Here is a 26,994-nt window from a genome sequence, read left to right on the forward strand (position 1 = left end):
CCCGCCGTTTACCGGCTATGCCTAATGGAATACTCAAACCTATCCCCACCCTGTGGATAAAAGAAATAAGCCTGCACACGCAGGCTTTTTCTTATACCACAATGGCTCTCGGCGGCACCGGCGAGGAAAACACAATCTGTGTTTCTGTTTTGCCGAATTTCTGCAGACGTCCGATAAAGCCGTCCAGCTCCTGCGTCGAGGCGAACGACACCTTGATCAGCATGGAGTAGTTTCCGGTCACGCAGTTGCACTCGAGCACATTTGAGCACGCGGCAATGAACGGATAAAATTCCTCTTTCTGGGTGGGCTGCATATCCAGATGAATGTACGCGAGAATGTGATGGCCAAGCTGCAGCGGGTCCAGATCGAGCGTATACGCACGAATAACACCCTGTTTTTCCAGCCGCTCAATACGCGCGGAAACCGCAGGGGAGGAAAGGCGAACCTCACCTGCAAGGGCCTTGATGGGGGTGCGGGCATTCTTCTGCAGCAGCCGCAAGAGCTTCAGATCAATTTCGTCCATGGGGCAAATAGCCCTCCTTATCCTAAAAATAAAAACAGGAGTCCGACCCGCCTTCGCGGGACGAACTCCTTTGTTCACTGTTTATTATAAAGCACGACCGGGTTGTTGTCAAATAAAATAAGGCTTCGAACAAAAGTTTTTATACATCCGAGTCGGTGATGACCTTGAATTCCATCCAGTCCGGCGTTGCGGAAACGTAAATGGTATCCTCGTCAATGAACACAAAATCCCGGTTATCGCTGAAATTGGACTGGTTGTTTTCGGTCGGAACATCGTTTCGGTTTGCCGTTTTCGAGGTGATCGAACCGTCAGGCGTTCCGCAGAACGGCTCGGAAGGCAGGTTTCCGGTCTCCTGATACAGCTTGCCATCCACCATGACCATCCGCGGTACGGTGACATCCTGCTCGAACACGATCCACTGGTTATCAATCAGCACCTCGATATGGTCGTCTATGCGCTGATAGCCGTAGCCCGTGCCGAAGTTGGACTGGCCGTTCTCGGTGGGCGCGTCCGTGCCGTTCGCCGTCTGCGAGGTGATCTCGCCGTCCATGTTGCCGCAGCGGCCATCGATCGTGCTGACCTCACCGGTAGACTGATACAGCGTGTTATCCACCATCACCATCATGGGTGCATCTGCGACCGGTTTCTGCTCGGTGGTATCCGGCAGGGCAGCTGCGTCATCCGTGCTTTGGCTGCCGATTTCGGCTTCCGTGGTTTTCGGCTCGGCATTGCCGCAGCCGGTCAGCAGCAGCGCCAGAAGTGCAAGAAGCATTGCTAAAGTACGTTTTGTCATAAAAAAACACCGCCTTTCGTAACTCTGATAGTATAGACGAAAGACGGCGTAAAAAGTTCCGTATAAAATTATTTTTTCTTTTTCGGTTTTGCCCAGCCGGATTTTTTACCCTGATTCGGCTTGCTCTGTGCCGGACGTGAAGTCGGTCGTTTGCTGTTCGGTGCACTGTGCTTGCCGTTATTAGGCGCAGAATGACGGCGGTCGTTATTCTGCTGTCTGCCGCCGTTGGACACGCCGTGGCGGCTGACGCTGTGCTGCTTGCTGCCCGGCATGCGCTGGTCGTTGCCTCTGCCCGGACGAATGAGACATTCCCTGCCAAAGCCGATGAGATCCTCACGGTGCGCCTTTTTGAGCGCGGCAATGACGATCGGGCGCTTGTCCGGTCGGCGCCACTGCAGGAGTGCACGCTGCATGGCCTTGTCCTCGGGCGTTTTTGCCACGAAAACCGGCTTCATGGTGCGCGGGTCAAGCTCGGTGTAGTACATTGCGGTGGACAGCGTACCCGGCGTGGGATAAAAATCCTGCACCTGCTCGGGCATGTAGCCGACGCGGTTGAGGTACTGTGCGAGCATGATGGCGTCATCAAGCGTTGCACCCGGATGCGAGCTCATCAGATAGGGCACAAGGTATTGCTTGCGGCCCAGCTTTTCGTTGATGCGGGCATATCGCTCGCGGAACTGCTCGTACACCTTGAAGGACGGCTTGCCCATGTAGTACAGGGCGTTGTCGCTCATGTGCTCAGGCGCGACCTTCAGCTGACCGGAAATATGATGCTCGACCAGTTCACGGAAGAACGCGTCGTTTTTCTCGGCCATCATGTAGTCGTAGCGCAGACCGGAACGGACGAATACCTTCTTGATACCCTCGATACGGCGCAGCTCGCGCAGCAGCTCAAGGTAGTCAGTGTGGTCGGCTTCGATATTCTGGCAGGTGGTTGGGAATAGACAGCGCTTGTCCTTGCAGCAGCCGAATTTCTCCTGTTTTTTGCAGGCCGGAAAACGGAAGTTGGCGGTCGGGCCGCCGACATCGTGGATATAGCCCTTGAATCCGGGCATTTGGGTGATCTTTTTTGCTTCCTCGATCACGCTCTCGTGGCTGCGGACCTGAATGTAGCGTCCCTGATGGAACGCGAGCGCGCAGAAGTTGCACGCACCGAAGCAGCCGCGGTTGTGGATGATGGAGAACTGCACCTCCTGAATGGCGGGTACGCCGCCGAGTGCCTCATACGACGGATGATAGTTACGCATGTACGGCAGCGCGTAAACATGGTCCATCTCCTCCGTGGTCAGCGGCTTTGCGGGCGGGTTCTGCACGAGGATGCGCTTGCCGTGCCGCTGGAGAATCGCCTTGCCGCGCACGGCATCCTGTTCGTCGTACTGGATTTTGACCGAACGGGCGTAGTCCGGCTTGCTGGCGCAGACATCCTCGTACGAGGGACATTCGACCGCATCATACTCCAAATCGTCCGTATCATGCACCATATAGGCCGTGCCGCGGACACCCTTGCACGCATCCGCGCCCTTTTTGCCGTGCTTGAGGTTGTTCGCCAGCTCAACGACCGAGTGCTCGCTCATGCCGAACATCACGCCATCCGCGCCGGTGGATTCCAGAATAGACGGCATAACGCGGTCAGCCCAGTAATCGTAGTGCGCAAATCGGCGCAGACTGGCCTCAATGCCGCCGAGATAGACCGGCGTTTCCGGGAAGGCGCGCCGCGCAAGCATGGAATAGACGGTTACCGCACGGTCCGGGCGCTTGCCGCCTACACCGCCCGGCGTGTACGCATCGTCCGAACGGCGCTTTTTCGCCGAGGTGTAGTGCGCGACCATCGAGTCGATGTTGCCGCCGTTGATGAGCACCGCGTAGCGCGGACGGCCCATCTCGAGGAAGTCGTGCTCATCGCGGAAGTCCGGCTGACTGAGGATAGCGACCTTGTAGCCGGCATCCTCCAGCACGCGCGAAATGATCGCCGTGCCGAACGACGGATGATCAACGTACGCATCGCCGGTGACGATCAGAAAATCGCAGTAATACCATCCGCGGTCGGTCATATCTTGTTTGGAAATAGGGAGAAAACCGTTCATATATACCTCTTTGGCTTTACAAGGTGAAAATTATAGGTTACAATAAAAATACGGGTAATCCGGCAAAAGATGTTGAAGACGGTTGACCATACTCCCTGAAGGGAGGTGGTATTGTGGATCAGATTCTGCAGATTATTACATTGATCATTCTGCTTGAAATCGTTAAAACCATAAAAAAATAACCGTCCTCGGCCAAAGGTAACGGTTATTTTTTCAACAAAATAATTGAACCCAGGTCAACCGTCTTCTGCCGGATTGCCCTTTTCTATCTATAAGTATAGCAAATCTGCGGTAAAAGTCAAGCCGCAGAGAACGGAAATGTTTTGCAAAATAAAAAATAACCGCCCTCGCCCAAGGTAACGGTTATTTTTTCGCAAATAAGGTATACGGTTATTCTGCAAAAACTCAGTTATCCAGATAGAACTGAACCAGCTCCTGCATGAGTTCGTCGCGGTCGATCTTGCAGATCAGGCTGCGGGCATTGTTGTGGTTGGTTATGTAAGTCGGGTCCTCAGAGAGAAGATAGCCGACGATCTGGTTGATCGGGTTGTAGCCTTTCTCCTTGAGCGCGTCATACACAGTGGTAAGCGTGCGCTTCATCTCCTTGTTGGACTCGTCTACCAGACTGAATTTTCTCGTTCCGTCAAGCATATTTGGTTCTCCTTTCCGATCCTACCTGTCGGTGTTTATCGTTACTTAAAGCATAATACAAAAAGCGGAAAAAGTAAAGCCTTATCCGCGCAAAACTCGCATGAAAACTTTTTCCGCCTGTGGCATACACTGTATGGCGATGGAAAAGGAGACGGTGTTTTACGAGCTGTAATTTTCCAACAGCCGCGCCAGCTCCTCTGCATTATCGAGTGTAATGCCGTCCGCAAGCGCTTGCTGCTCGGCGGATGGCAGCGTGCGCGTGTCGATGCCTGTGCGCAGGACCGAGCCGTCGCTCTGCCGGATGACAAGCCGGTCGTTTTCGCTCTGCACCGTATAGGTAATCGATGCGCTCGCCGGAACGGCCGGCGAAGCCAGAAGCACACGTCCGGCCAGCACCAGACTGATCATTGCCGCAAGACACGCCAGCGCGGCGAGCTGTGTGCGCCGCCGCGCCTGCTGCATAGCAAGCAGATAAAAACCCTGCATCATAGTCAAAACTCCTTCACTCAGTGGGACTTGCTTTGAGTATTCCCACAAAAATACGGTCTATTCTAAAAGCAGCGTAAAAAATGTTTGGAATTTGCAAAGTCCTGTGGTATAATGCTATCAGAGTGCCTATTACCTCGGCAGTAAGCTGCCGGAAGAAAATCGGCACAGGCAGCTATTGTACAATTCATTTAGCCTTATAAGACGGTAATACCGATGAATTTTACGGTATTGCCAACAATACACGGTGCTTCAAAAAAACAAGACCGTGTGCGGGAACAAATAGGACGTGTTCTTCGTCTTACCCGACAGGACCCTGCGGTGCATATCGTGGGGCAAGGAGGAAAACAAATTGGCAACTGGCAATCAAAAAGGAACGGGAATCGGACATCTGTTCTCCCGCGTACTGATTACACTGGTATTGATCGGTGTGCTGTGCGGCTGCTTCTGCGGTATTGCGTTTGCGCTGTATGTGCACATCTATATCAATCCGTCCGCGCAGGAAACTGCGGTGGAGATCAGCAAGGGACTGGGTCTGAATCTGAATTCATTCATTTATGCTAAGGAATCGGATTCCGATGAATACAAGCTGTACGAAACCATCAAGGGCAAGGAAAACCGTGAATGGGTGGACAGCGACAAGATTCCGGATACCCTCAAGAACGCAGTCGTTGCAATCGAGGACGAGCGCTTTTACAAGCACCACGGTGTAGACTGGGTGCGCACGATCGGTGCGGTCAAGGGCTGGCTGCTCGGCGGCACGCAGTACGGCGGCTCGACGATAACGCAGCAGCTGATCAAAAACATCACGGCTGATAACGATTACTCGGTAAAGCGCAAGGTGAACGAGATTTTCCGCGCGTTTGCACTCGAGAAAGAGATTGACGACAAGGACCGTATTCTGGTCATGTACCTGAACACGATCTATCTGGGCTACAACAGCTACGGTGTGCAGACTGCGGCGATGCAGTACTTTGACAAGGATGTATCGCAGCTGGATCTGGCAGAATCCGCCGTGCTGGCAGGTCTTACCAACAACCCGTCGATTTACGACGTTTATAACCATCCCGAAAAGGTAAAGAAGCGTCAGGAGACCATCCTTGCACAGATGCTCGATCAGAAGATGATCTCGCAGGAGGAGTACGAGGCTGCCGTAGCAGAGGAGCTTAACTACCGCCCCTACGAGGAGTATCAGCAGGAGATCAAGTCCACCTACAGCTACTTCACCGATGAAGTTATCAAGGACGTGATCAACGACCTGATGACCGAAAAGGGATATTCCCGTCTGGTTGCGGAGAACATGGTTTACTCCGGCGGCCTGAACATCTATGCGACCATCGACACCAAGGTGCAGAATGCACTCGATGAGGTCTGGGCTAACGCAGATAATTTCCCGAACACCGAGAAGTACGGCGAAATCCCGCAGAGTGCCATGGTCATCACGGACAAGCAGGGCAATATCGTTGGTATTGCCGGCGGCCGCGGTGAAAAGACCAGCAGCCGCGGTTTCTCCTATGCGTCTGACGCACGCCGTCAGCCGGGTTCTTCGCTCAAGCCGCTCTCGGCTTACGGACCGGCGATGGATAACGGCATCGTCACGCCGGACAGCACGATTTATGATCGTGCGCTCATGGAGGATGAAGAGGGCAATCCGTGGCCGATGAACGACGGCAAATATCCGACCGGCCGTCAGCTGACCATTAAGGAGGGCATGACCCGTTCGCTCAATACGGTCTCTGCACAGCTTCTCAAAACGCTGACACCGCAGGTATCGTTTAACTTTTTGACCCAGCAGCTTGGCTTTAAGCTGGTAGACAGCCGCACCAACGAGGATGGTACCGTGCAGTCGGATATCGACCTTGCACCGTTGGCGCTTGGCGCACTGACGGACGGTGTTACCGTTCGTGAGATGGCGGGCGGTTTCTCGACCTTCATCAATGATGGCGTTTGCGGCGGTACCCGCACCTACACCAAGGTGACGGACAGCGAAGGCAACACCGTAATGGAGAATACACCCAATACGGATAAGGGCTTTACCAATGTCCGCACGGATTATTATATGCTCGACTGTCTGCAGAACGTTACCGCACACGGTACCGCCTACGGCATTCAGCTTGACGGTGTAGAAACCGGCGGCAAGACCGGTACCACCACCTCCAATACCGATATCTGGTTCTGCGGCATCACGCCGAAGTATTCCGGTGCGGTATGGGTAGGCTACGAGCATAACTACCGTCTGGACGGCCTGTACGGTCGCAATGCGGCGAATATCTGGCTGGCTGTTATGCAGAAGGTGCATGCGGGTGATTCCGGTCTGGTATTTGACTCGCATCCGCAGGATTTCGAGGAAGTCACCTACTGTATGGATACCGGTCTGCTGGCATCCGGCGCGTGCCGCGCTGCGGGACGTGCTGCAACCGGCCGATTCTGGAAGGGCAAGGCTCCGACCGAGACCTGCAGTCATCAGAATATCGAAAACAAGTATGATTTCGAGAACATGGGCGTAGATAATTATTACTACGATGATGAAGAAGATGACAGTGATTCGGACAGCAGCTCTTCGGATACCGGCACCGGCAATGAGGATTCCGGTGACGGCGGATCGTATGACAGCGGCGACAGCGGCGATTCCGGTGACGACAGCGGAGACGGCGGTGACAGCGGAGACGATTCGGGAGACAGCGGCGATTCCGGTGGCGACAGCGGAGACAGCGGCGACAGCTCGGAGGATCCGGAAGCATAAAGCCGAATTGTTCGGCACAAACTGAAAACTGAAAATCGTTCAGCGCCGCACAAGGCCGCACAAGTCGGGGCGTTAGCGGTGCCTTGAACCCGCAATCCGCTTCAGCGGGGACTATGCGGGTAACAAGGAGCACACATGCGGCGAGGCAGCCACTCACAGGGCGATGAGGAACCGGTACTGCGCAACGGAGGACTGTGAACCATGTCAGGCGGGGAACCGAGCAGCATTAAGCAGAAACCATCGTGTGCCGCAGATCTGCCGATTCTGAGCCCGAAATGCGGAAAGGCAGCCGGGTGTGTGTATTCGAATTACCTGTGTGCGGTCTTGTGGGGCGCTGAACGATTCTCGATCGAAACCACGCTTTCGATCGAAGGGATATGCCGAGCCTGCGGCTCGGACAAATCCCGGCTGGACAAAAGTTCCTCCCGATGGTCGAAACTTTTGCTCCGTCTTGTATAAAAACCCACGCACATGTCGCGGGTTTTTATGAATCTTACGGCACGGCCGTAAGATTCGATTGAATGCCGCCGTGAAGCGGCGGAGATCGATGGCTCGGATTTTTGAAACAAAATCCTGTCATGCGGGTACGGTTTGCAAGCAAACTGGTATTGAATGGCGGACAAAGTCCGCGAGAGGACGCTTTGAGGCGGGCTTACGCCCGCCTCTTTATTTTATTGAGGGGAGGATTTTCGTAATGTATCAGGCTTTATACCGCAAATGGCGGCCGCAGACGTTTGCGGATGTGATTGGGCAGCAGCATATTACGGACACGCTGCGCGCGCAGCTGCAGTCCGGACGTTTGAGCCATGCATATCTGTTTACAGGCACGCGCGGCACCGGCAAGACCACCTGTGCGAAGATCCTCGCGCGCGCAGTCAACTGCGAGCATCCGGTGAACGGCGATCCGTGCAACGAGTGTGCGGCGTGCCGCGGTATTCTGGACGGCTCGGTGCTGGACGTGACCGAGATTGACGCGGCGTCCAACAACGGCGTGGACAACATCCGCGACCTGCGCGATGAGACGCGCTATACGCCTGCACAGGTCCGCAAGCGCGTGTTCATCATCGACGAGGTACACATGCTGTCCATCGGTGCGTTCAATGCGCTGCTCAAAACACTCGAGGAGCCGCCGGAGCACGTTCTGTTCATCCTCGCTACCACCGAGCTGCACAAGGTACCTGCGACCATTCTGTCGCGCTGTCAGCGGTTTGATTTCCGCCGCATCGGCGCGGAGGATATTGCCCGCCGGCTGCTGGATGTTGCGGCAGGTGAGGGCATTGCGCTGACCGAAGGTGCGGCACGCCTGATCGCCCGGCTGGCAGACGGCGCCATGCGAGACGCACTTTCCATGCTCGACCGTGCGGCGGTAGCCGGTGCGGTGGACGAGAAAACGGTCACGGCGGCGCTCGGCGTCATGGGTCAGGACGATGGCATTCGCTTGGCCGAGCACCTGAAAACCGGTGATCTGGCGGCGGCAGTCGGCCTGCTGGACGAATATTACAACGCAGGCCGTGATCTGGCGTCCGTGTATGACCAGATGCTCGGCCTGATCCGCGATGCACTGCTAGTCAAGACCAGCAAGACCGACGTTTCCGCGCTTATTTCTCCGGCGTACAGCGTAAAGACGCTGCAGGCGCTGTGTGACGGTCTGGCCTCGTCCACGCTCATCGCGTGGAGCCGCATTATCAGCGATTCGCTCGACCATATGCGCACGGCAGCCAACCGCCGCGTGGAGGCGGAACTGTGCGCGGTGCGGCTGTGCAGCCTGGGCGCTGACAATTACGACACGCTCGGCGGGCGCGTGGAAGCGCTCGAGGAAAAGCTGAAGAACGGCGTTCCGGTGCAGATGGTGCCCGCAGCAGCCGCGCAGCAGGCAGGCGATGTGCCGCCTCCGCCGAGTGACGATGATGCACCGCCGCTTCCGGGCGACGAGGATGCGCCTGACTGGGCGCGAGAGGAAGACGAGACCGCAGACACGCCTAAGCAGGAAGTGACGCTGTGGAGTCAGTGGCAGCCGCTGCTTGAAGCGCTGACCGGCAAGATCAACATCGGCGCACACACCAATATCAAGCTGAGCGCGAAAGGCGTGCTCGAGGACAACGCGCTCGTCATTCTCTGCGAGGACAAAATGACGGCCATTCTCGCGGCAAAGGAGCCGACCATTTCGGTCATCCGGGAGCAGGCGGCCAAGCTGAACGGTGCACCCATCAAGGTCAAGGTGCGCGAAGCGGGCGAGGAACTTGTTGTGAAAAAAAATATCGCAGTCGATGAACTGATCGACCGCGCTAAATCAATGGATATTCAAGTGAAACAGCTTTAAGGAGGACATTTATTATGGCAAAGGGTAAGGGTTTCGGCGGCTTCGGCGGCGGCATGAACATGCAGGCGATGATGAAGCAGGCACAGAAGATGCAGGAGAGCATGCTCAAGGCGCAGGAGGAGATCGCGCAGATGGAATCCACCGGCACGGCAGGCGGCGGCATGGTTACCGCGACTGTAACCGGCACTTCCACGCTCAAGAGCATTGCAATCAAGCCGGACGTTGTTGATCCGGACGACATCGACATGCTGCAGGATCTGGTCGTTGCAGCGGTCAATGAGGCACTCAAGGCGGCTTCCGATAAGTCGCAGAGCCAGATGTCCGCGATTACGGGCGGTATCGGCGGCGGTCTGGGCGGTCTGCTGTAATGGAGCTTTTTGCACCGCCGGTCGAACGGCTGATCGAGGAGTTTGCAAAGCTCCCGGGCATCGGCCAGAAGACCGCACAGCGGCTGGCGTTTTATGTGCTCGACCTGCCGAAAGAGGACGCCGAGCGATTTGCGGATGCCATCCGTGAAGCAAAAGCCAAGACGTTCACCTGCAGGCGTTGTCAGAATCTGACGGACAGCGAGATCTGTCCGATCTGTTCGGATAAGACGCGCAACCAGAAGGTGATCTGCGTGGTGGCAGAGCCGCGCGACGTAATTGCGTTCGAGCGCACGAAGGAGTACAAGGGTCTGTATCATGTGCTGCACGGCACGCTGTCTCCGATGGGGCACGTCGGACCGGATGACATCCGTATCCGCGAGCTGGTCAAGCGCGTGGCGGAGGAGGAGACCGAGGAGGTTATCCTCGCCACCAATCCGGACACCGAGGGCGAAGCCACGGCGATGTACATTTCGCGGCTGCTGCAGCCGTTCGGCATCAAGATTACGCGGCTGGCGTATGGTATTCCAGTTGGCGGGCATCTGGAGTTTGTTGATGAGGTGACGCTGACCCGTGCACTGGAGGGTCGAAAGGAGCTGTGATGGCTCCTTTGCAGCCTTGTGGGCGGTTCGGCTGAATCGAATCGGTGCAGCTGGTCCAGCTGGGTGGTCCAAAAGGATAGACACCAAGGTTTGCCCGTAGGCCACTAAACCTTGTTCCCGCGCCGTGCGCGGATTAAACGAGTGCTATCCTCTTGGGACTCCAGTTTCCTGTTGTTTGTTAGCCTGACGCAAATCAGAGATCGGCAACCGCTTCGAAAAGGGGAACGGCAGTCGGGTCACCCTTACACGTTGACGAGGGTCTCTTCTGCGTCTGACAGCGCGTGCCGCACGCAATGGTTAAGTTTAACCTTTGGGCGGCATAGCTGTCCTCCAGAGGACCTTCTCTTGCCCTGCGGGCAATTCACCTTGTGCCGCCCTCTGCGTGGACTTTCCGATATGTGTAGCAGTAAGTTGTCTGTGAACTGCGAATAGGCGGAGAAAGACACGCTGCGGTAGACCGACTGCCGTTCCCCTTTTTCGGAGCGGTCACAGATAGGAAAGCTGCGCCGGACTAACAAGTTAAGGGAAACGGGAGTTAAGAGGGTAGAAACCGTAGGTGTCTACCCTTTTGCCCCGATGCGGCGGGTGCCGCAGCTTTCGTTCTACCTTTGAAAAAGGTAAAAAAACAGGAACAGCCGAACTTTCGTCCGGCTGCTCCCGCAATAAAAGGTAGGATAGAGAGTAGAAAGCAAGAACATGTGGGGGGATCTTACGCTTTCCACGTCATTTATCATACTGGTGAATTGTGAACATTCTGTGTACATTCTACAACAATATTAGATTTTTGATAGATCGGGAGGAAAAAGTCTGTGGCAGACCTGAAAAAAGAAATTGAAAATCGGCGCACATTTGCAATCATTTCGCACCCTGACGCCGGTAAAACCACCATTACGGAGAAGTTTTTGCTCTACGGCGGAGCCATTCAGGAGGCCGGCATGGTCAAGGGCAAGAAAAACAGCCGTCATGCGGTTTCCGACTGGATGGAGATCGAGAAGCAGCGCGGTATTTCGGTAACGTCCTCGGTGCTGCAGTTCCGCTATGAGGGCAAGTGCATCAACATTCTGGATACCCCGGGTCATCAGGACTTCTCGGAGGATACCTACCGCACGCTGATGGCGGCTGACTCTGCGGTGATGGTCATTGACGCCTCCAAGGGCGTCGAGGCACAGACCCGCAAGCTGTTCAAGGTCTGCGCGATGCGCGGTGTGCCCATCTTCACCTTTATCAACAAGATGGACCGTGAGGCACGCGACCCGTACGAGCTGCTCGAGGACATCGAGAACGAGCTGGGCATTGGCACCTATGCGGTAAACTGGCCGATCGGCTCGGGCAAGCGCTTCAAGGGCGTGTACGACCGCATGGACGATGAGGTTATCGCGTTTGAGGGCGCGGATTTCCGCCACGAGGTCAAGGCGCAGCGACTGTCGATCGACGATCCGATCCTTGAGGGGCTGCTGCCCGAGGATCAGTACCAGACGCTGATCGACGATGTGGAGCTGCTCTCCGGTGCGGGCGATGAGTTCGACCTCAAGGCTGTCCACGAGGGCAAGCTGTCGCCGGTGTTCTTCGGTTCCGCGCTGACTAACTTCGGTGTTGAGCCGTTCCTGAAGAAGTTTCTGCAGATGACGCCTCCGCCGACCGCGCGCACCGCTGACATCGGCGTGATCGACCCGTTCGACCCGCATTTCTCCGCGTTTGTGTTCAAGATTCAGGCGAACATGAACAAGGCGCACCGCGACCGTGTTGCGTTCATGCGTATTTGCTCCGGCAAGTTTGAGCGCGGTCAGGACGTGCTGCACGTTCAGTCCGGCAAGAAGATGGTGCTTGCCGCACCGCAGCAGCTGATGGCACAGGACCGCTCCATTGTCGATGAGGCGTATGCGGGCGATATTATCGGTATTTTCGATCCGGGCGTGTTCTCCATCGGTGATACCGTGTGCGATCCCAAGCATAAGTGCGTGTACTCCGGCATTCCGACGTTTGCACCCGAGCTGTTTGCCGTTGTTCGCCAGAAGGATACGCTCAAGCGCAAGCAGTTCGTCAAAGGCGTCGAGCAGATTGCACAGGAGGGCGCTATCCAGATCTTCCGCGAGCCGAATGCCGGTATGGAATCGGTCATCGTCGGCGTTGTCGGCGTGCTGCAGTTTGAGGTGCTCGAGTACCGATTGAAGAACGAGTATAACGTCGAGATCATCCGCGAGAACCTGCCGTATGAGCACGTTCGCTGGGTTGAGAATGATGAGGAGGACTTCGATATTAAGAAGCTCCAGCTCACGAGCGATACCAAGATCGTCGAGGATCTCAAGGGCAACAGCCTGCTGCTGTTTACCTCGCCGTGGAATATCACCTACGCAACCGACCATAACGAGAACCTGCGTCTTGCGGATTTCTCGGAAAACGCATAAAATGCCTGTCGCGAAACTACAGTTTCGCCGACAAGGGGGAACGGACCGTGGGCCGTTCCAAAGTCGTCCGAAAGTTCCTCCTGATGGTCGAAACTTTCTCCCTCCAGAAGTATAAAAACCGAGATACATGCTCCCGGTTTGCTCTCATTAAATCTTTTTAAGGATAGAGGCCTACGGGCTATGAATTTGCATAGCAAATTCTATTTGAAGCGCGCTGACGCGCGAAATACGGGACACAGGCGGCTGTGCCGCCGTGTCCCGCACCCGCGAACGCAGTTCGCGGCATAAAATACACAGTATGCCCCTCAAACCGCACCTATAGGACAGCCGCCTGTTGGCGGTGAGTCCTTCGCGGGCGACAGCGTTCACGCCAACCCATAAAATCCCCGACGGGGATTTCAGCACCCAGATAACCTATCACGCCGCAGAGCGCATCAAATGGAGCGCTTTCAGCGCGACAAAAATGGCCCAGCTTTGCCGGGTCATTTTTAGCAAACAATAAAAGAGCACCGGAATCAAAATTCCGGTGCTCTTTTATTGCGGTAGCCCTTACAGGCAGCGCCTGTCAAGGGCGTCCCTCGATTGAAAGGGCTGCGCCCTTTCAATCGAAAATCAGCAAACGCCCTGAGCGAGCATAGCGTCAGCGATCTTCTCGAAGCCGCCGATGTTAGCGCCCATAACAAGATTGTCCTTGTGACCGTACTTCTCAGCTGCAGTGATGCAGGTGTGGAAGATGTTAACCATGATGTCGTGCAGACGCTGGTCAACTTCCTCGAAGGTCCAGGACAGACGCAGGGAGTTCTGGCTCATTTCCAGACCGGAGGTAGCTACGCCGCCTGCGTTAGCAGCCTTTGCCGGGCCGAAGAATACGCCGGCTGCCTGGAATGCTGCAACAGCTTCCGGAGTGGACGGCATATTAGCGCCCTCAGCTACAAACTTGCAGCCGTTGGCGATCAGAGCCTTTGCGTTCTCCTCGTTCAGCTCGTTCTGAGTAGCGCACGGCAGAGCGATGTCGCACTTGGTGCCCCACGGACGCTGACCCTCGGTGTAAACGCTGCCCGGTACGCGCTCAGCGTACTCCTTGATGCGGCCGCGCTTAACTTCCTTGATGTCCTTGACAACATCCAGGTTGATGCCGTTCGGATCGTAGATGAAGCCGTTGGAGTCGGACATGGTAACAACCTTAGCGCCCAGCTGGGTAGCCTTCTGGCAAGCGTAGATTGCAACGTTGCCGGAACCGGAGATTGCAACAGTCTTGCCCTCGAAAGAAGTGCCCTTGTATGCGAGCATTTCCTTCATGTAGTAGCACAGGCCGTAGCCGGTAGCCTCGGTGCGGGCCAGAGAGCCGCCGTAGGACAGGCCCTTGCCGGTCAGAACGCCGGTGTACTCGTTGCGCAGACGCTTGTACTGACCGAACATAAAGCCGATCTCACGGCCGCCAACACCGATATCGCCGGCCGGTACGTCGGTGAACTGACCGATGTGCTTGCACAGCTCGGTCATGAAGGACTGGCAGAAACGCATGATTTCAGCATCGGACTTGCCCTTCGGGTCGAAGTCGGAGCCGCCCTTGCCGCCGCCCATCGGCAGAGTGGTCAGGCTGTTCTTGAAGCACTGCTCAAAGCCGAGGAACTTGATAACGGATGCGTTAACAGAGGGGTGCAGACGCAGACCGCCCTTGTAGGGGCCGATTGCGGAGTTGAACTGTACGCGGAAGCCGCGGTTAACCTGAACCTTGCCCTGATCGTCAACCCACGGTACACGGAACATGAACATGCGCTCCGGCTCTACGATGCGCTCCATGATGCCGTTCTTCTCGAGCTCCGGACGAGCTTCAACAACCGGCTCAAGGCTCTCAAGAACCTCGTAAACTGCCTGCTGGAACTCCGGCTCATTCGGGTTGCGCTTCTGTACGGTTTCGTACACGCCCTGCAGATAAGAATTGGTAAGTGCCATTTTTATTGTCCTCCTTACATTCTATACCACTCGCTTAACTTTCGTAAGTAATCCGAGTGGAATGCTTTTATATTTGGTGACGGTTCTATTATATAGCAATTTTTTTGCATATGCAATACTTTAGCACGATAAAATTATACAGTTTTTTAGGCTGAAAAACCTATGGATATTGGCAATCTGACTTGATATAATAAAGTAAAAGAAGGAGGCAACAGCCATGGCAAACAGCTTTGACCGAATATATGCAGTGGTGAAGAAAATTCCGCGCGGAACGGTGGCCAGCTACGGGCAGGTCGCGTTGCTCGCGGGCAACCCGAGATGGGCGCGCGTTGTTGGCTACGCGCTGCATGCCAATCCCGATCCGGAGGGGATTCCGTGCTACCGCGTGGTAACGAAAGACGGACGAACGTCACCGGCGTTTGCGTTCGGCGGCGCGGATATCCAGCGCGCACTGCTCGAAGCGGACGGTATCGAGTTCACCGAGGACGGCCGCGTGGATATGACGAAATACGGCTGGACAGGATTAGGGTAACACCGCACAATTAAACTGCGGCGCTTTACGGAAATTTTGTGCTCTGACGTCGTTGTGCTTTCACGGTAATACACAAAGTATTACCGCAAAATCACGCCTAGTCAGACCGCAAAATTTACTCGTAAATCGCTCTTGTTCAATTATGTGGTATTACCCTGACTTGACAAATCCGGTCGTGCGGTGCTATGCTTGCGCCAAAGGAGTGACACGCATGATCGACATCGAAAAGCTGACCGCGCTCGCCATCGCGTATGACGCAGGCGACGCAAAACGGATTCAGCACTTTATAAAGGTATACGCGTACAGCCGCCTGCTCGGGCGCAGGGAAGGTCTGGATGAGCAGAAGCAGAATGTACTCGAAGCTGCAGCCGTCCTGCACGATATCGGCATCCACGAAGCCGAACGGAAGCACGGCTCGAGCGGCGGACACTGGCAGGAGATGGAAGGTCCGGCGGTCGCGGCTCCCATGCTGCAGCAGTGCGGCGCAGATGAGCGGGAGAGCGAGCGCGTGCAGTGGCTCATCGCGCATCACCATACCTATACCGCCGGAGAGGAAAAAGATTTCCGTATTCTGCTTGAAGCGGATTTCCTCGTCAACGCCTACGAGGACGGCATGACGGCAGAGCAGTGTAAAACCGCGAAAGACCGCGTGTTCCGAACCCAAACCGGCAAGCAATATCTTGAAGAAATGTTTTTGAAACCGACATATCAGGCGAAATAATGGAGAATGGAGAATAAACCAGACGGTGTTTATTCTCCATTTTTTATTGGGTGCAAATCGTTAGATACGGTGCGCCGAGGTCGTACCCCAGGGGACCTTCTCTTGCCCCTCGCCGTGGGTACGGCGCACCCGCCGGGCAGGCGAGTTAGCTTCGCTTTGCAAGCGACTGATCCCCGAAATGTGAACATTTCGTGAAACCCGTTGACATTGCCGAATGACGGTGTATAATATGTTAGCAAGCTAACAGTAAGGAGGCTAACAATGAATTGTTGTGACCATAATGCATGCTGCGGTCACTCGAACGACCGCATCGGTGCAGAAATCGGCATGCTGCATAATCTGCTTCGGCGGCAGATGGCGTGTATGACCGAAAAGACTGCGAATGCAGCGAATGTGACCGGCATGCAGGCGATGATCGTCCATCACCTGATCATACACGAAAAACAGGGCGATATATTCCAGAAGGATCTGGAAAACGCGTTCCAGATGCGCCGCTCGACCGCAACGGGTATACTGCAGCTGATGGAGCAGCACGGCATTATCCGCCGTGAGCCGGTGGAGCATGACGGCCGCCTGAAACGGCTGGTGCTGACCGAGCAGGCTCGTGCGATGGATAAGCGCATTGGCGAGCGCATGCAGCAGATGGAACAGCTTCTGCGGCAGGGCATCACCGAGGACGAGCTGAAGGGCTGGTTTGCGGTCTGTGAAAAAATCCGCTCCAATCTGGAGCAGTACCAATGCAATATGTGCAGGGAGGGACAGAAATAATGATAAAACGACTGCTGAAAAGTGTGCGTGAGTTCAAAAAGGACGCACTGCTCACGCCGTTTTTCGTTGTGCTTGAGGTCGTGATGGAGGTCATCATTCCGATGGTTATGGCGCTGCTGATCGACAAGGGCATTGACGGGCAGGATATGACCGCCATTTGGAAATACGGCATCATCCTTGTGCTGTGCGCCATGCTCGCACTGGTGTTCGGCGCGGCGGCGGGCACCTTTGCGGCAAGAGCCTCAACCGGCTTTGCCCGCAATCTGCGTCACGATATGTACTACAATGTGCAGAATTTCTCGTTTTCCAACATTGATAAGTTCTCCACCGGTTCGATCGTCACCCGTCTGACCACCGATGTTACCAACGTACAGAACGCCTTTCAGATGTGCACGCGCATCGCGGTGCGCTGCCCGGTCATGCTGGTCTTTGCGCTGTTCATGGCGATGAAGATCAACAGCAGGATGGCGCTCGTATTCCTCGCGGTGCTGCCGATTCTGGCAATCGGCATGGGCATCCTGATGAAGGTTGTCGGTCCGGTCTTTGAGCGCGCATTCAAGATCTACGACCGCATGAACACGGTCGTACAGGAAAATGTGCGCGGTATCCGCGTTGTTAAGACCTATGTTCGTGAGGATCACGAGACCGAAAAGTTTGAGGGCGTTTCCGGCATGCTGTACCGCACGTTCTCCAAGGCGCAGAAGACCATGGCAGGCGTTATGCCGCTGATGCAGTTCTGCATGTACGCGTGCATGCTGCTGATTTCGTGGTTCGGCGCGCGTCTGATCGTCGGCGGCTCGATGACCACCGGCGAGTTGACCAGCATGTTCTCCTACGCGATGCAGATCCTGATGAGCCTGATGATGGTAGCGATGGTTTTCGTTATGATCACCATGGCCAAGGCGAGCGCAGAGCGTGTTGCCGAAATCCTCGATGAGCAGCCCGACCTGCACAATCCCGCAAACCCGATTCACGAGGTCAAGGACGGCGCGATCGAGTTCGATGATGTTTCCTTCAGTTACAAGGGCGATGAGCGCAAGCTGGCGCTCAAAAACGTCAACCTGCATATCAAGGCCGGTCAGACCGTCGGTATTCTCGGCGGCACCGGTTCCGCGAAGTCTACGCTTGTGCAGCTGATTCCGCGCCTGTACGATACCACGCACGGCACGGTCAAAGTCGGCGGCGTGGATGTCCGCGATTACGATATCGAGGCGCTGCGCGATCAGGTTGCCATGGTGCTCCAGAAGAACGTGCTGTTCTCCGGCACGATCAAGGAAAACCTTCGCTGGGGTGACGAAAATGCCTCGGACGAGGAGCTCGAGCGCGTATGCCGTCTGGCACAGGCGGATGAATTCATCCAGCAGATGCCGGATAAGTACGACACCCACATTGAGCAGGGCGGCTCGAATGTTTCCGGCGGTCAGAAGCAGCGCCTGTGCATTGCGCGTGCGCTGCTGAAAAAGCCGAAGATCCTCATTCTTGATGACTCGACCAGTGCGGTAGATACCAAAACGGATGCGCTCATCCGCAAGGCATTCGCGGAGGAAATCCCGGACACGACCAAGATTATCATTGCACAGCGTGTTTCCTCTGTGCAGGATGCGGATCAGATCGTCATTCTCGACGGCGGCACCGTGCAGGCTGTCGGCACGCACGATGAGCTGCTCGCCGCCAACACGATCTATCAGGAAATCTACAACCAGCAGAACAGAAAGGGCGGTGAGGAATAATGGCAAGACCTCAGATGCGCGGACCCGGCGGCCGCAGAGGCATGATGGGCGGAAAGCGCAGCAAAAATCCGAAAAAGACGCTCGGACGTCTTATGAAATACATTCAGAGGGGTTACAGCGTACAGTTTGTGGTTGTACTCATCTGCATTCTGCTGTCGGCTGTGGCAAACGTGGCCGGCTCCATGTTCCTCAAAAGCCTGATCGACGACTATATTTCTCCGCTGCTGCTGCAGGCATCTCCGGTGTTTACCGGTCTGCTGCATGCGCTGATGAGCATGGCGGTTATCTATCTCATCGGCATTGCGACTACGTTCATCTACAACTGGCTGATGGTCAGCATTTCACAGGGCGTGCTCAAAAAGGTGCGTGACGAGATGTTCGCGCACATGCAGAAGCTGCCGATTCGCTACTTCGATACGCATACCCACGGCGATCTGATGAGCCATTTCACCAACGATACCGATACGCTGCAGCAGATGCTCAGCCAGTCCGTGCCGCAGATGTTTTCCTCAGCGATGACCATTATCTCGGTGTTCATCGGCATGCTGGTGACGAATGTATGGCTGACGCTGTTCGTACTGCTCGGCGTGTGCGTCATGCTCAAGGTGGTAAAGAAACTGGGCGGTCAGTCCGCGAAGTACTTCCTCGAGCAGCAGAAGTCGCTCGGCAGGGTCAACGGCTATATCGAGGAAATGATCAACGGTCAGAAGGTCATCAAGGTGTTCTGCCACGAGGAAAAGTGCAAGGAGCAGTTCGATGCGCTCAACGATGAGCTGCGCGAGAACGCTGCGAGCGCGAATACCTTCGCAAACATCCTCATGCCGATCATGATGAACATCGGCAACCTGCTGTACGTTCTGGTCGCGGTCGTCGGCGGCGCACTGGCGCTGTCCGGCGTGGTCGGAAACAGTATCACCATCGGCGTTATCGCGTCCTTCCTGCAGCTGACCAAGTCGTTCACCCAGCCGGTAACGCAGATCTCGCAGCAGTTCAATTCCATTGTTATGGCGCTCGCCGGTGCCGAGCGTATCTTTGAGCTGATGGACGAGGAGCCTGAGGTAGACAACGGTTACGTTACTCTCGTCAACGCCAAGTACGACAAGAACGGCGAACTCGTTGAAACCCCGGAAAAGACCAACATCTGGGCGTGGAAGCACCCGCACGAGGACGGCACCACCACCTATACACAGGTCCGCGGCGATGTCCGCTTCTTCGATGTGGATTTCGGCTATAATCCGGATAAGATCGTCCTGCACGACATCACACTGTACGCCGAGCCCGGTCAGAAGGTCGCGTTCGTCGGTGCAACCGGTGCAGGCAAGACGACCATTACCAACCTCATCAACCGTTTCTACGACCTTGCGGACGGCAAGATCCGCTACGACGGCATCAACATCAACAAGATCAAAAAGGCCGATCTCCGCCGCTCGCTCGGCATCGTGCTGCAGGATACCAACCTGTTTACCGGCACCATTCGCGATAATATCCGCTACGGCCGCCTGGATGCGACCGACGAGGAAGTTGCAGCTGCCGCTCAGCTGGCCAACGCGGACGACTTCATCCGCCGACTGCCGGACGGCTACGATACCGTCATCGACGGCGACGGCGGCAGTCTGTCGCAGGGTCAGTGCCAGCTGCTTTCCATCGCGCGTGCGGCTGTTGCCGATCCGCCGGTTATGATCCTCGATGAGGCGACCAGCTCGATTGATACCCGCACGGAGTCCATCGTGCAGGCCGGCATGGACGGCCTCATGTACGGACGTACGGTGTTCGTTATCGCGCACCGCCTGTCCACGATTCAAAACGCAGACGTTATTATGGTGCTGCAGCTCGGTCATATCATCGAGCGCGGCAACCATGAGCAGCTGATCGCGGAACACGGCAAGTATTATCAGCTCTATACCGGAGCGTTTGAATTAGAATAAGTGCTTTCTGCTCGAAACCTGCAGAATCAGAACCCGAAACGAGGATTTCGGGTTCTTTTTTGTGCGCAGAAACAGAAAAACCGCCGGCGGCGGTCTATCGGTCGGGCTTCTGCGGCAAAAGAGCCGCTTGCCGCACTTTGCCGTCGTTTTACGCGCTCGAAAGTTGGAATATGCGCTTAATTTTTTTCAAAACGCAATTCCCGCTGTTATTTCCCGCCAAGCGGCACGCCTGCGTTGGGATATACTGGGAAAACAGCAAGGGAGGCGTAACGAAATGGATAAACAAAGGGCAAGACGGTCTGCGTCGATACCGGTGCGGATCGGGCATGCAGCAGCATGGGCTGCCGGATTATGGAAACAGGAGCATTTGCGGACGCTCATCACAGGCGTACAGCGATTCGTGCTGTGTGCGGTGCTGGCACAGGGAACCATCCTCGGCGGGTACATGCCGTTCGGACTGGCGATGACGGCGGCCTTGATGGCTCGAGGAGCGGGACTGTCCGCGCTTGGCGGTCTGGTGTGCGGCGTCATGCTGCGCGGCGACGGATTCCACGGCGGCATTTACGCCGCGGCAGCGCTGCTGGTGCTGTGCGTGATGAGCGTGTGCGCCGGTCTGCGCGTGATGTCTGAGCGGTGGTTTGCGCCCGGTGTGGCAACGTTTGCAAGCGCGGCGTGTACATTCGTGTTTCTGCCGCTCGGCGCAGAGCTGACCGCACCGGCGGTGCTGACATTCCTGCTCGTGCAGGGTATCACGTTTGGCGTGTGCTGGATATACGGCGCGGCCTTCGCACCGCCGCGCGACGAAAACGACTGGCGCAGACCGGTAACGCTTTTGGTGCTGACCGCAACCGTGCTTTTATCGCTTTCGGGTATCAATCTGTTCGGCGTGTTCGCTCCCGCGAGAGCGGGTGCGCTGCTGCTCGTGCTGGCGGCGGCGTATCTCGGCGGACCGGCGGCGGGCGCGGCAGCCGGTGTCGCGTTCGGCGCGGCAATGGATCTCAACATCGGCTACGGAGCCTTGTTCACCTGCTGCTACGGTCTGTGTGCGCTCGTTGCCGGACTGTTTCACGACAGCGGCCGCGGCTGGTTTTCGGTCTGTGCGCTCGGCGGCGGACTGTGCGCGGCTATGCTCGGCGTGGAGCATCCGCTGTTCATCCCGCTGCTCACAGAGCTGTTCTGCGCGGTCCTCATGTTTGCGGCGCTGCCGCCCTTCGTGTGGGAGGCTATCCGGCGCAGCCTGCTGCCGGATACTCTGATGGGCGAAGCCGCCAGTCAGCGCGTGCGGCGGCTGGCGGGTACCTGTGCGACCGAGGCGGCGCAGGCGTTCTACGAGCTGTACCTTGCTATGCTGCACGGCGTCAGCGAGGGCAAAGCCGCCGGAGACCGGAACATTCGGTCGGTATTCGACTACGCGAGCGACCATGTCTGCAAAAACTGCATGCTGTGTACGCAGTGCTGGCAGCGGGACTATGTGAGCACGCTGGCGGCTCTCAATGATGTGACCCAGCCGATGCTGCAGCGCGGACGAGCGGAAATGAGCGATTTTCCCTATCATTTTGCGGCACGGTGTGCGCGCCTGCCCGAGCTGATGCGCGCCATCAACAGTGCGCTGTTTGCGCTGCGCGAGCGCGAAAGCCTTCGGCGGCAGCAGGAGGAAAACCAGAGCCTGCTTGCCAGGCAATACGCAGGCATTACGGATATTCTTCGGCAGCTTGGCGCGGAGGTCACGCAGGATGAAACGGCGCAGCCGCTGATGGAACGGCAGGTGCGCCGGTACTCAGCAGCGTTCGGATGGATCGACCGCGTGTGCGCGGTGCGGGATTCGCAGGGCAGGCTGACCGTTGAACTGTACGGCGAGGGCATCGACGACATCATGAAGCAGGGGGACGGCTTTTCAGCCGGTCTGTCCGCGCTGCTGGGCGTGACGCTGACTGCGCCGGAGAAGAAAAAGGGCAGCCAGGGCATCCACGTTGAGATGCACGAGCGGGCGCCGTACCGTGCGGTGGTCGGCATCGGCCGTCAGCAGAAGGAGGGCGCGTCGGTCTCGGGCGACAACGCGTGCTACTTTCTCACCGACACCGGAACGGCGTGCCTGCTCCTGTCGGACGGCATGGGTTCGGGTGCCGCCGCGTCGCGGGACAGCCGCATGCTCATCACCTCGCTCGAGCGGTTCCTGCGTGCAGGCATTTCGGTCGGAGACGCGCTGCACGCGGTCTCTCCGGCGCTGCGCCTGCGGTCAGACGGCATGCGCTTCACCACACTGGACGCATTCACGCTCGATCTGTTCAGCGGACGCGCGGAAAACCTCAAGTGCGGCGCCGCACCGACCTACATGCGGCTGAACGGTCGATGGACCATTCTGCCGGGCACGGCGCTGCCCATCGGTCTGGCGGAGGAGGACGAACTTGGCGATGCCGTGCCGTTGCAGATGAATGACGGCGATATCGTGGTTCTGCTCTCGGACGGCGTGACCGACGGCACGGACGATAAATGGGTGCGGCAGCTGCTCATCGCGCATGCAGGCGACAGCCCGAAGGAGATCGCGGCACAGCTTGTGAACGAGGCGAAAGGCCGCGGACACGATGATGATCGGACCGTAATGGTCATGAAAATTGAAAAGCTGGAATGAGACTGGTATAAAATCACGAAAGAGGGGAATGATGGAACAAAGGGAAAAGGAGGAATCTGTATGGTACGAGGCGTCAGCCGCCGCGTCATTGTCGTCAAGCCGGAGCAGCCGGCATTGTTCGAGCAGGCTATTTTCCTTGTGCGGGACTACAATGCGCCGCGCGGCGACATGGTGCGCGAGGCCTGCCGCATCGCAAACAGCTATCTGCCGCGCAGACGGCGGTCGAGAAGAAAGGCGGACGGTCTTTCTCTGCTGGCCGGATTCTGCACAGGCGCACTGCTCATCGGCACTATATGGGCGCTGACGGCGCTCGTTTTGTAAACAGATTATAAAATGAGCGGCCGTTCCCTTGTACCCTTCGGTTTTGGTTGGTATACTATAGTACACAGACGAAAATTTCGGTTTTCGCTTACTATAGATCAAACGGAGGCGGCTATTATGACGGCCGAAACCTTTTTTCAGCTGTTCAACCAGTACGGACTGATCCTGGTCTGTGCTGTGGTTTTCTGCGAATATATGAACCTGCCCGGATTTCCGGCAGGCGTTATCATGCCGTGCGTCGGTGTGCTGATTGCCCGGAGCGAGCTGTCACTGCCGCTGACGGTTTTTCTGAGCGTGGTCGCCGGTGTGCTCGGCAGTCTGGTCATCTACGCCGTGTGCTACTGGGGCGGCGAACCGGTGATGGAGAAGCTGTTCGGCAGAAGCAAGAAATTCAAGTCTCTCGTGCGTAAATGCCATGAATTTATCGACGCACAGCATGGGCGCGGACTGGCGATTATCCGCGTGATCCCGTGTATCCGCACCATTGTTTCCATCCCGGCCGGACTGCTCCGGATGCCGGTCAAGTGGTTCATCGGCTGGTCTGCGGCAGGCATTGCCGTGTGGAATACCGCGCTGATCTCGTTCGGCTATTTCTTCAGCGAGAAGATCCTCAGCATGGTCATGTAACCGAATATATCGACAGGGTAAATCCTCGGATTTACCCTGTTTTTGCGTTTTTTGGTCGGGAAATGGGTGAATCCATTCTATACGTTGCATTTGCAGTCGTGTTATGGTAAAATATACACCGTTATATAATGTATAAGACGGAGGAACGATATGCAGATCGGCAACGTAACAATCAACGGAAAACTGGCGCTTGCACCGATGGCAGGCGTGACCGATCTTGCATTCCGCCATATCTGCCGGGAGCACGGCGCGGCGCTGACCGTGACCGAAATGGTCTCCGCAAAGGCGCTGTGCTATCAGGATAAGAAAACGCCGCGTCTGCTTGAACTCGGTGCGGACGAGCATCCGGCGGCTGCTCAGATCTTCGGGCACGAGCCGGACACGATGGCCGAAGGCGCGAAACTGGCACTGGAGAAATCCGGCTGTGATATCATCGATATCAACATGGGCTGTCCGGCGCCGAAGATCGTGAACAACGGTGACGGCTCCGCACTGATGAAGGAGCCGGAGCTGGCATCCAAGGTGATCGCAGCGGTCGTAAACGCGGTCGATGTGCCGGTAACGGTCAAGTTCCGCAAGGGCTGGGATGAAAAGAGCGTCAACTGTGTGGAATTTGCCAGAATGGCTGAGCAGTCCGGCGCGGCAGCGATCACGCTGCACGGACGCACGCGCTCGCAGCAGTACAGCGGCACCGCCGACTGGGATGTGATTCGTGAAGTCAAGCAGGCGGTTTGCATTCCGGTGTTCGCCAACGGAGATGTGGCAGAACCCGAGGACGCGGTCCGCATTCTCGCGCACACCGGCGCGGACGGCGTGATGATCGGTCGAGGTTCGCTCGGTGATCCGTGGCTGTTCGAGCGGGCGAATGCACTGCTCGAGACCGGCATCTGTCCGGCGCTGCCGCCGTTCGCGGAGCGCATTGACACGGCCGTGCGGCAGATTGAGCTTGCCGCCGAGCAGAAGGGAGAGCATATCGCCATGCTCGAGGCACGCCGACACGTTAACTGCTATCTCAAGCGGGAAAGCGGTGTCAAGACGTTCAAGAACCGCATTTGCGCACTCACCAAGCTGAGTGACCTGTATGAAATCGCAGACGAACTGAAAGCCTTCGTTTCGGCGAAGGAGAACATATAAATAAATAAGGTAAGAGAAAGAGAGGGGAGACGCAGTGGACGACAAGCATATTGTGGCGCAGGCGCGGCGCGGCGAGCTTTCCGCCTTTGAGGAGCTGGTGACGCGCTATGAAAAGCGCGTGTATGCGATCGCGCTGCGCTCGTCCGGCTCGCCGGAGGATGCCGCAGATATCACGCAGGAGGTTTTCCTTCGGGCATGGCGCTCGATGAAGGACTTCCGCGGGGACAGCGGCTTTGCGACCTGGCTGTTCCGCATCACGATGAACCAGTGCGTCGATTACGCGCGGCATAAGCAGAGCCAGCCGCCGACGCAGCCGCTCGTGCAGGGCGAGGATGACGAGGAACGCGAACTGCCGCTTCCGGATACGGCTCCATCTCCCGAGGAGCACCTGGAGAACAGCGAGCTGGGACGCGAGCTTGCCGCCGCGCTCGATGAGGTGAGCGACGAGCACCGCAGAATCGTCCTGCTGCGGGACGTTTCCGGCATGAGCTACACCGAGATCGCTGAGATACTCGAGGTCAGCGAAGGTACGGTAAAGTCGCGGCTGTCACGCGCACGCATTGCTTTACGCAAAATTTTACTCAAACGAGGGAACCTTTTTCATTTGCCTTCGTCTAAAGATATGGAAGGAGGCGAGGAGCATGAATGAGGAGGAATATTTTGAACAGCTTTGCTCGAACAGTGTGGACGGAACCCTGACCGATTCCGAAAAGCAAAAGCTGGAAGAGCATCTGGCAGAGTGCCCATCGTGCGCCGCGCTGAAAGAGGATCTGGAGCAGATGCACAGTATGCTGGCGGTGGACGAAACCGAGCCGCCGGCCGGACTGCATGACAGCATTATGGAACGTCTGCGGCAGGAGGAAACCGTTCGGGTGGTCGCGCCGCAAAAGCCGATGCGTCGTCTGCCGGTGTTTACGATGGTAGCCGCTGCGGCGGTTGTCGTGCTGGTCGTGCTCGGCGGCGGACTGATGCCCGCGTTCAGTACGGTGGGCAGCGGCAGCACGGCGGCAGCGGATTCCGCTTCGGCGGACGCAGGAGACAGCACGGCGGACGGCGGTATGCAGGATGAAATCGAGCAGTCCGTGCGGGAGAACGCCGATGCGTCGAGCGGCGGAGCATCGAATTCGAGCGTGCAGCAGAGCGGCACGGCTTCGCAGAGCATGGACGGCAGCGCATACAGCGGACAGAATGACACCGGCGAAGACTCTGCGGCAAATACGCAGAGCGATGCGGGCATCGATGCCGAGCAGTATGCAGACAGCGATCGGTCGATCGCAGCTCCTGAGCCGATTGCTGAGGAGTCGGTACAGACACAGGTGCAGACCCGTCCGGTGCTCACGCTGCCGCAAAGCCTGCACGGCGCACACACCGCGTACTGCTATGTGGCCGTCGGCGGCAGCAGCCTGCCGGATATCGATGGTGAGCTGCTCGCGCAGGAGAACGGCGTTTCGTGGTTCCGGCTGGACAACAGTATGGAAACGCTCGAAAAGACTCTGCAGACAGTAGAACAGGCTGGCTGCACGGTGACTGCCTATGATAAGGTCGATCTGACGATCGACAGCCATGCAGATTCGTGGATCTTAGCGGTTGTTACCGGTTGAGATTGGGCAAAACAGACCTGAAACGAGGGTTTTCGGGTCTGTTTTTGTGCATAACGCGAAAAAATCCGATTTCAACAA

The 26,994-nt window shown here is 56.7% G+C and carries 22 protein-coding genes and 1 other RNA gene; 17 read left to right on the forward strand and 6 right to left on the reverse strand.

The window, feature by feature from the left end; translation table 11 throughout:
• Positions 1-91: 91 nt before the first annotated feature.
• The 5 genes from PG722_RS03630 to PG722_RS03650 all read right to left on the reverse strand — a co-directional run bounded on the left by PG722_RS03630 (position 92) and on the right by PG722_RS03650 (position 4,540).
• Entirely contained in the window at positions 92-523 is a 432-nt protein-coding gene (locus PG722_RS03630) for an Lrp/AsnC family transcriptional regulator (protein WP_116704675.1), read from the reverse strand.
• A gap of 139 nt (positions 524-662) precedes the next feature.
• Complete coding sequence (locus PG722_RS03635) at positions 663-1,316, reverse strand: hypothetical protein (RefSeq protein ID WP_270579680.1); 654 nt, start codon at positions 1,314-1,316, stop codon at positions 663-665.
• Positions 1,317-1,384: 68 nt separating this feature from the next.
• Positions 1,385-3,400, reverse strand: coding sequence for a YgiQ family radical SAM protein (locus PG722_RS03640; protein ID WP_270579681.1), 2,016 nt, complete (start codon positions 3,398-3,400; stop codon positions 1,385-1,387).
• A gap of 405 nt (positions 3,401-3,805) precedes the next feature.
• Entirely contained in the window at positions 3,806-4,051 is a 246-nt protein-coding gene (locus PG722_RS03645) for an IreB family regulatory phosphoprotein (protein WP_110435230.1), read from the reverse strand.
• A gap of 159 nt (positions 4,052-4,210) precedes the next feature.
• Positions 4,211-4,540 carry a BofC C-terminal domain-containing protein gene (locus PG722_RS03650; RefSeq protein WP_270579682.1) on the reverse strand — a complete coding sequence of 110 codons (330 nt, stop codon included), beginning with the start codon at positions 4,538-4,540 and terminating at the stop codon, positions 4,211-4,213.
• Between the two features lie 349 nt (positions 4,541-4,889).
• On the opposite strand from PG722_RS03650, the gene PG722_RS03655 reads away from it, so the two are divergent.
• The 6 genes from PG722_RS03655 to PG722_RS03680 all read left to right on the forward strand — a co-directional run bounded on the left by PG722_RS03655 (position 4,890) and on the right by PG722_RS03680 (position 12,972).
• On the forward strand, positions 4,890-7,280 hold the full coding sequence (locus tag PG722_RS03655) for a transglycosylase domain-containing protein (protein ID WP_270579683.1): 2,391 nt from the start codon (positions 4,890-4,892) through the stop codon (positions 7,278-7,280).
• 55 nt (positions 7,281-7,335) lie between these two features.
• Positions 7,336-7,602: signal recognition particle sRNA large type (gene ffs, locus PG722_RS03660), an RNA gene on the forward strand.
• 372 nt (positions 7,603-7,974) lie between these two features.
• The gene (gene dnaX, locus PG722_RS03665) at positions 7,975-9,600 is read left to right on the forward strand and encodes a DNA polymerase III subunit gamma/tau (protein WP_270579684.1); all 1,626 of its coding nucleotides are present in this window, start codon (positions 7,975-7,977) and stop codon (positions 9,598-9,600) included.
• 14 nt (positions 9,601-9,614) lie between these two features.
• Complete coding sequence (locus PG722_RS03670) at positions 9,615-9,968, forward strand: YbaB/EbfC family nucleoid-associated protein (protein ID WP_118728905.1); 354 nt, start codon at positions 9,615-9,617, stop codon at positions 9,966-9,968.
• The gene (gene recR, locus PG722_RS03675) at positions 9,968-10,567 is read left to right on the forward strand and encodes a recombination mediator RecR (RefSeq protein WP_270579685.1); all 600 of its coding nucleotides are present in this window, start codon (positions 9,968-9,970) and stop codon (positions 10,565-10,567) included. Before PG722_RS03670 ends, recR begins: the two co-directional genes overlap by 1 nt.
• Positions 10,568-11,376: 809 nt before the next feature.
• Complete coding sequence (locus PG722_RS03680; RefSeq protein ID WP_270579686.1) at positions 11,377-12,972, forward strand: peptide chain release factor 3; 1,596 nt, start codon at positions 11,377-11,379, stop codon at positions 12,970-12,972.
• A 612-nt stretch (positions 12,973-13,584) separates the two neighbouring features.
• Here PG722_RS03680 and gdhA read toward each other — a convergent pair.
• Positions 13,585-14,928: an NADP-specific glutamate dehydrogenase gene (gene gdhA, locus PG722_RS03685; protein WP_117491421.1), complete on the reverse strand. Its 1,344-nt coding sequence runs from the start codon at positions 14,926-14,928 to the stop codon at positions 13,585-13,587.
• Between the two features lie 217 nt (positions 14,929-15,145).
• On the opposite strand from gdhA, the gene PG722_RS03690 reads away from it, so the two are divergent.
• From PG722_RS03690 to PG722_RS03740, 11 genes are all read left to right on the forward strand, one after another.
• Positions 15,146-15,460 (forward strand): MGMT family protein, encoded by a 315-nt coding sequence (locus tag PG722_RS03690; RefSeq protein ID WP_118478278.1) that lies wholly within the window; start codon positions 15,146-15,148, stop codon positions 15,458-15,460.
• 211 nt (positions 15,461-15,671) lie between these two features.
• Positions 15,672-16,181 carry an HD domain-containing protein gene (locus PG722_RS03695; RefSeq protein WP_270579687.1) on the forward strand — a complete coding sequence of 170 codons (510 nt, stop codon included), beginning with the start codon at positions 15,672-15,674 and terminating at the stop codon, positions 16,179-16,181.
• A 261-nt stretch (positions 16,182-16,442) separates the two neighbouring features.
• Entirely contained in the window at positions 16,443-16,949 is a 507-nt protein-coding gene (locus PG722_RS03700) for a MarR family winged helix-turn-helix transcriptional regulator (protein ID WP_270579689.1), read from the forward strand.
• Entirely contained in the window at positions 16,949-18,679 is a 1,731-nt protein-coding gene (locus PG722_RS03705) for an ABC transporter ATP-binding protein (RefSeq protein ID WP_270579691.1), read from the forward strand. The genes PG722_RS03700 and PG722_RS03705 overlap by 1 nt, the downstream gene beginning before the upstream one ends.
• Complete coding sequence (locus tag PG722_RS03710) at positions 18,679-20,604, forward strand: ABC transporter ATP-binding protein (RefSeq protein WP_442867822.1); 1,926 nt, start codon at positions 18,679-18,681, stop codon at positions 20,602-20,604. Before PG722_RS03705 ends, PG722_RS03710 begins: the two co-directional genes overlap by 1 nt.
• A 274-nt stretch (positions 20,605-20,878) precedes the next feature.
• Positions 20,879-23,233 carry a SpoIIE family protein phosphatase gene (locus PG722_RS03715; protein WP_270579692.1) on the forward strand — a complete coding sequence of 785 codons (2,355 nt, stop codon included), beginning with the start codon at positions 20,879-20,881 and terminating at the stop codon, positions 23,231-23,233.
• A 60-nt stretch (positions 23,234-23,293) separates the two neighbouring features.
• Positions 23,294-23,554 (forward strand): hypothetical protein, encoded by a 261-nt coding sequence (locus PG722_RS03720; protein WP_118647868.1) that lies wholly within the window; start codon positions 23,294-23,296, stop codon positions 23,552-23,554.
• 117 nt (positions 23,555-23,671) lie between these two features.
• Positions 23,672-24,181 (forward strand): DedA family protein, encoded by a 510-nt coding sequence (locus PG722_RS03725; RefSeq protein WP_270579693.1) that lies wholly within the window; start codon positions 23,672-23,674, stop codon positions 24,179-24,181.
• Positions 24,182-24,331: 150 nt separating this feature from the next.
• Positions 24,332-25,315, forward strand: coding sequence for a tRNA dihydrouridine synthase DusB (gene dusB, locus PG722_RS03730; RefSeq protein WP_270579694.1), 984 nt, complete (start codon positions 24,332-24,334; stop codon positions 25,313-25,315).
• Between the two features lie 34 nt (positions 25,316-25,349).
• The gene (locus tag PG722_RS03735) at positions 25,350-25,964 is read left to right on the forward strand and encodes an RNA polymerase sigma factor (RefSeq protein ID WP_110435214.1); all 615 of its coding nucleotides are present in this window, start codon (positions 25,350-25,352) and stop codon (positions 25,962-25,964) included.
• Entirely contained in the window at positions 25,957-26,916 is a 960-nt protein-coding gene (locus PG722_RS03740) for an anti-sigma factor family protein (RefSeq protein WP_270579695.1), read from the forward strand. Before PG722_RS03735 ends, PG722_RS03740 begins: the two co-directional genes overlap by 8 nt.
• Positions 26,917-26,994 lie beyond the last annotated feature (78 nt).

This window comes from Butyricicoccus sp. OF27-2pH9A, from assembly GCF_027693185.1.
Taxonomy (GTDB): Bacteria; Bacillota; Clostridia; order Oscillospirales; family Butyricicoccaceae; genus Agathobaculum; species Agathobaculum butyriciproducens.

Excerpts from the sequence above, each read along its gene's own strand:
- PG722_RS03630 (WP_116704675.1), bottom strand. The coding sequence starts at position 523 with ATGGACGAAATTGATCTGAAGCTCTTGCGGCTGCTGCAGAAGAATGCC.
- PG722_RS03635 (WP_270579680.1), bottom strand. The coding sequence starts at position 1,316 with ATGACAAAACGTACTTTAGCAATGCTTCTTGCACTTCTGGCGCTGCTG.
- PG722_RS03640 (WP_270579681.1), bottom strand. The coding sequence starts at position 3,400 with ATGAACGGTTTTCTCCCTATTTCCAAACAAGATATGACCGACCGCGGA.
- PG722_RS03645 (WP_110435230.1), bottom strand. The coding sequence starts at position 4,051 with ATGCTTGACGGAACGAGAAAATTCAGTCTGGTAGACGAGTCCAACAAG.
- PG722_RS03650 (WP_270579682.1), bottom strand. The coding sequence starts at position 4,540 with ATGATGCAGGGTTTTTATCTGCTTGCTATGCAGCAGGCGCGGCGGCGC.
- dnaX (WP_270579684.1), top strand. The coding sequence starts at position 7,975 with ATGTATCAGGCTTTATACCGCAAATGGCGGCCGCAGACGTTTGCGGAT.
- PG722_RS03670 (WP_118728905.1), top strand. The coding sequence starts at position 9,615 with ATGGCAAAGGGTAAGGGTTTCGGCGGCTTCGGCGGCGGCATGAACATG.
- recR (WP_270579685.1), top strand. The coding sequence starts at position 9,968 with ATGGAGCTTTTTGCACCGCCGGTCGAACGGCTGATCGAGGAGTTTGCA.
- gdhA (WP_117491421.1), bottom strand. The coding sequence starts at position 14,928 with ATGGCACTTACCAATTCTTATCTGCAGGGCGTGTACGAAACCGTACAG.
- PG722_RS03690 (WP_118478278.1), top strand. The coding sequence starts at position 15,146 with ATGGCAAACAGCTTTGACCGAATATATGCAGTGGTGAAGAAAATTCCG.
- PG722_RS03695 (WP_270579687.1), top strand. The coding sequence starts at position 15,672 with ATGATCGACATCGAAAAGCTGACCGCGCTCGCCATCGCGTATGACGCA.
- PG722_RS03700 (WP_270579689.1), top strand. The coding sequence starts at position 16,443 with ATGAATTGTTGTGACCATAATGCATGCTGCGGTCACTCGAACGACCGC.
- PG722_RS03705 (WP_270579691.1), top strand. The coding sequence starts at position 16,949 with ATGATAAAACGACTGCTGAAAAGTGTGCGTGAGTTCAAAAAGGACGCA.
- PG722_RS03710 (WP_442867822.1), top strand. The coding sequence starts at position 18,679 with ATGGCAAGACCTCAGATGCGCGGACCCGGCGGCCGCAGAGGCATGATG.
- PG722_RS03715 (WP_270579692.1), top strand. The coding sequence starts at position 20,879 with ATGGATAAACAAAGGGCAAGACGGTCTGCGTCGATACCGGTGCGGATC.
- PG722_RS03720 (WP_118647868.1), top strand. The coding sequence starts at position 23,294 with ATGGTACGAGGCGTCAGCCGCCGCGTCATTGTCGTCAAGCCGGAGCAG.
- PG722_RS03725 (WP_270579693.1), top strand. The coding sequence starts at position 23,672 with ATGACGGCCGAAACCTTTTTTCAGCTGTTCAACCAGTACGGACTGATC.
- dusB (WP_270579694.1), top strand. The coding sequence starts at position 24,332 with ATGCAGATCGGCAACGTAACAATCAACGGAAAACTGGCGCTTGCACCG.
- PG722_RS03740 (WP_270579695.1), top strand. The coding sequence starts at position 25,957 with ATGAATGAGGAGGAATATTTTGAACAGCTTTGCTCGAACAGTGTGGAC.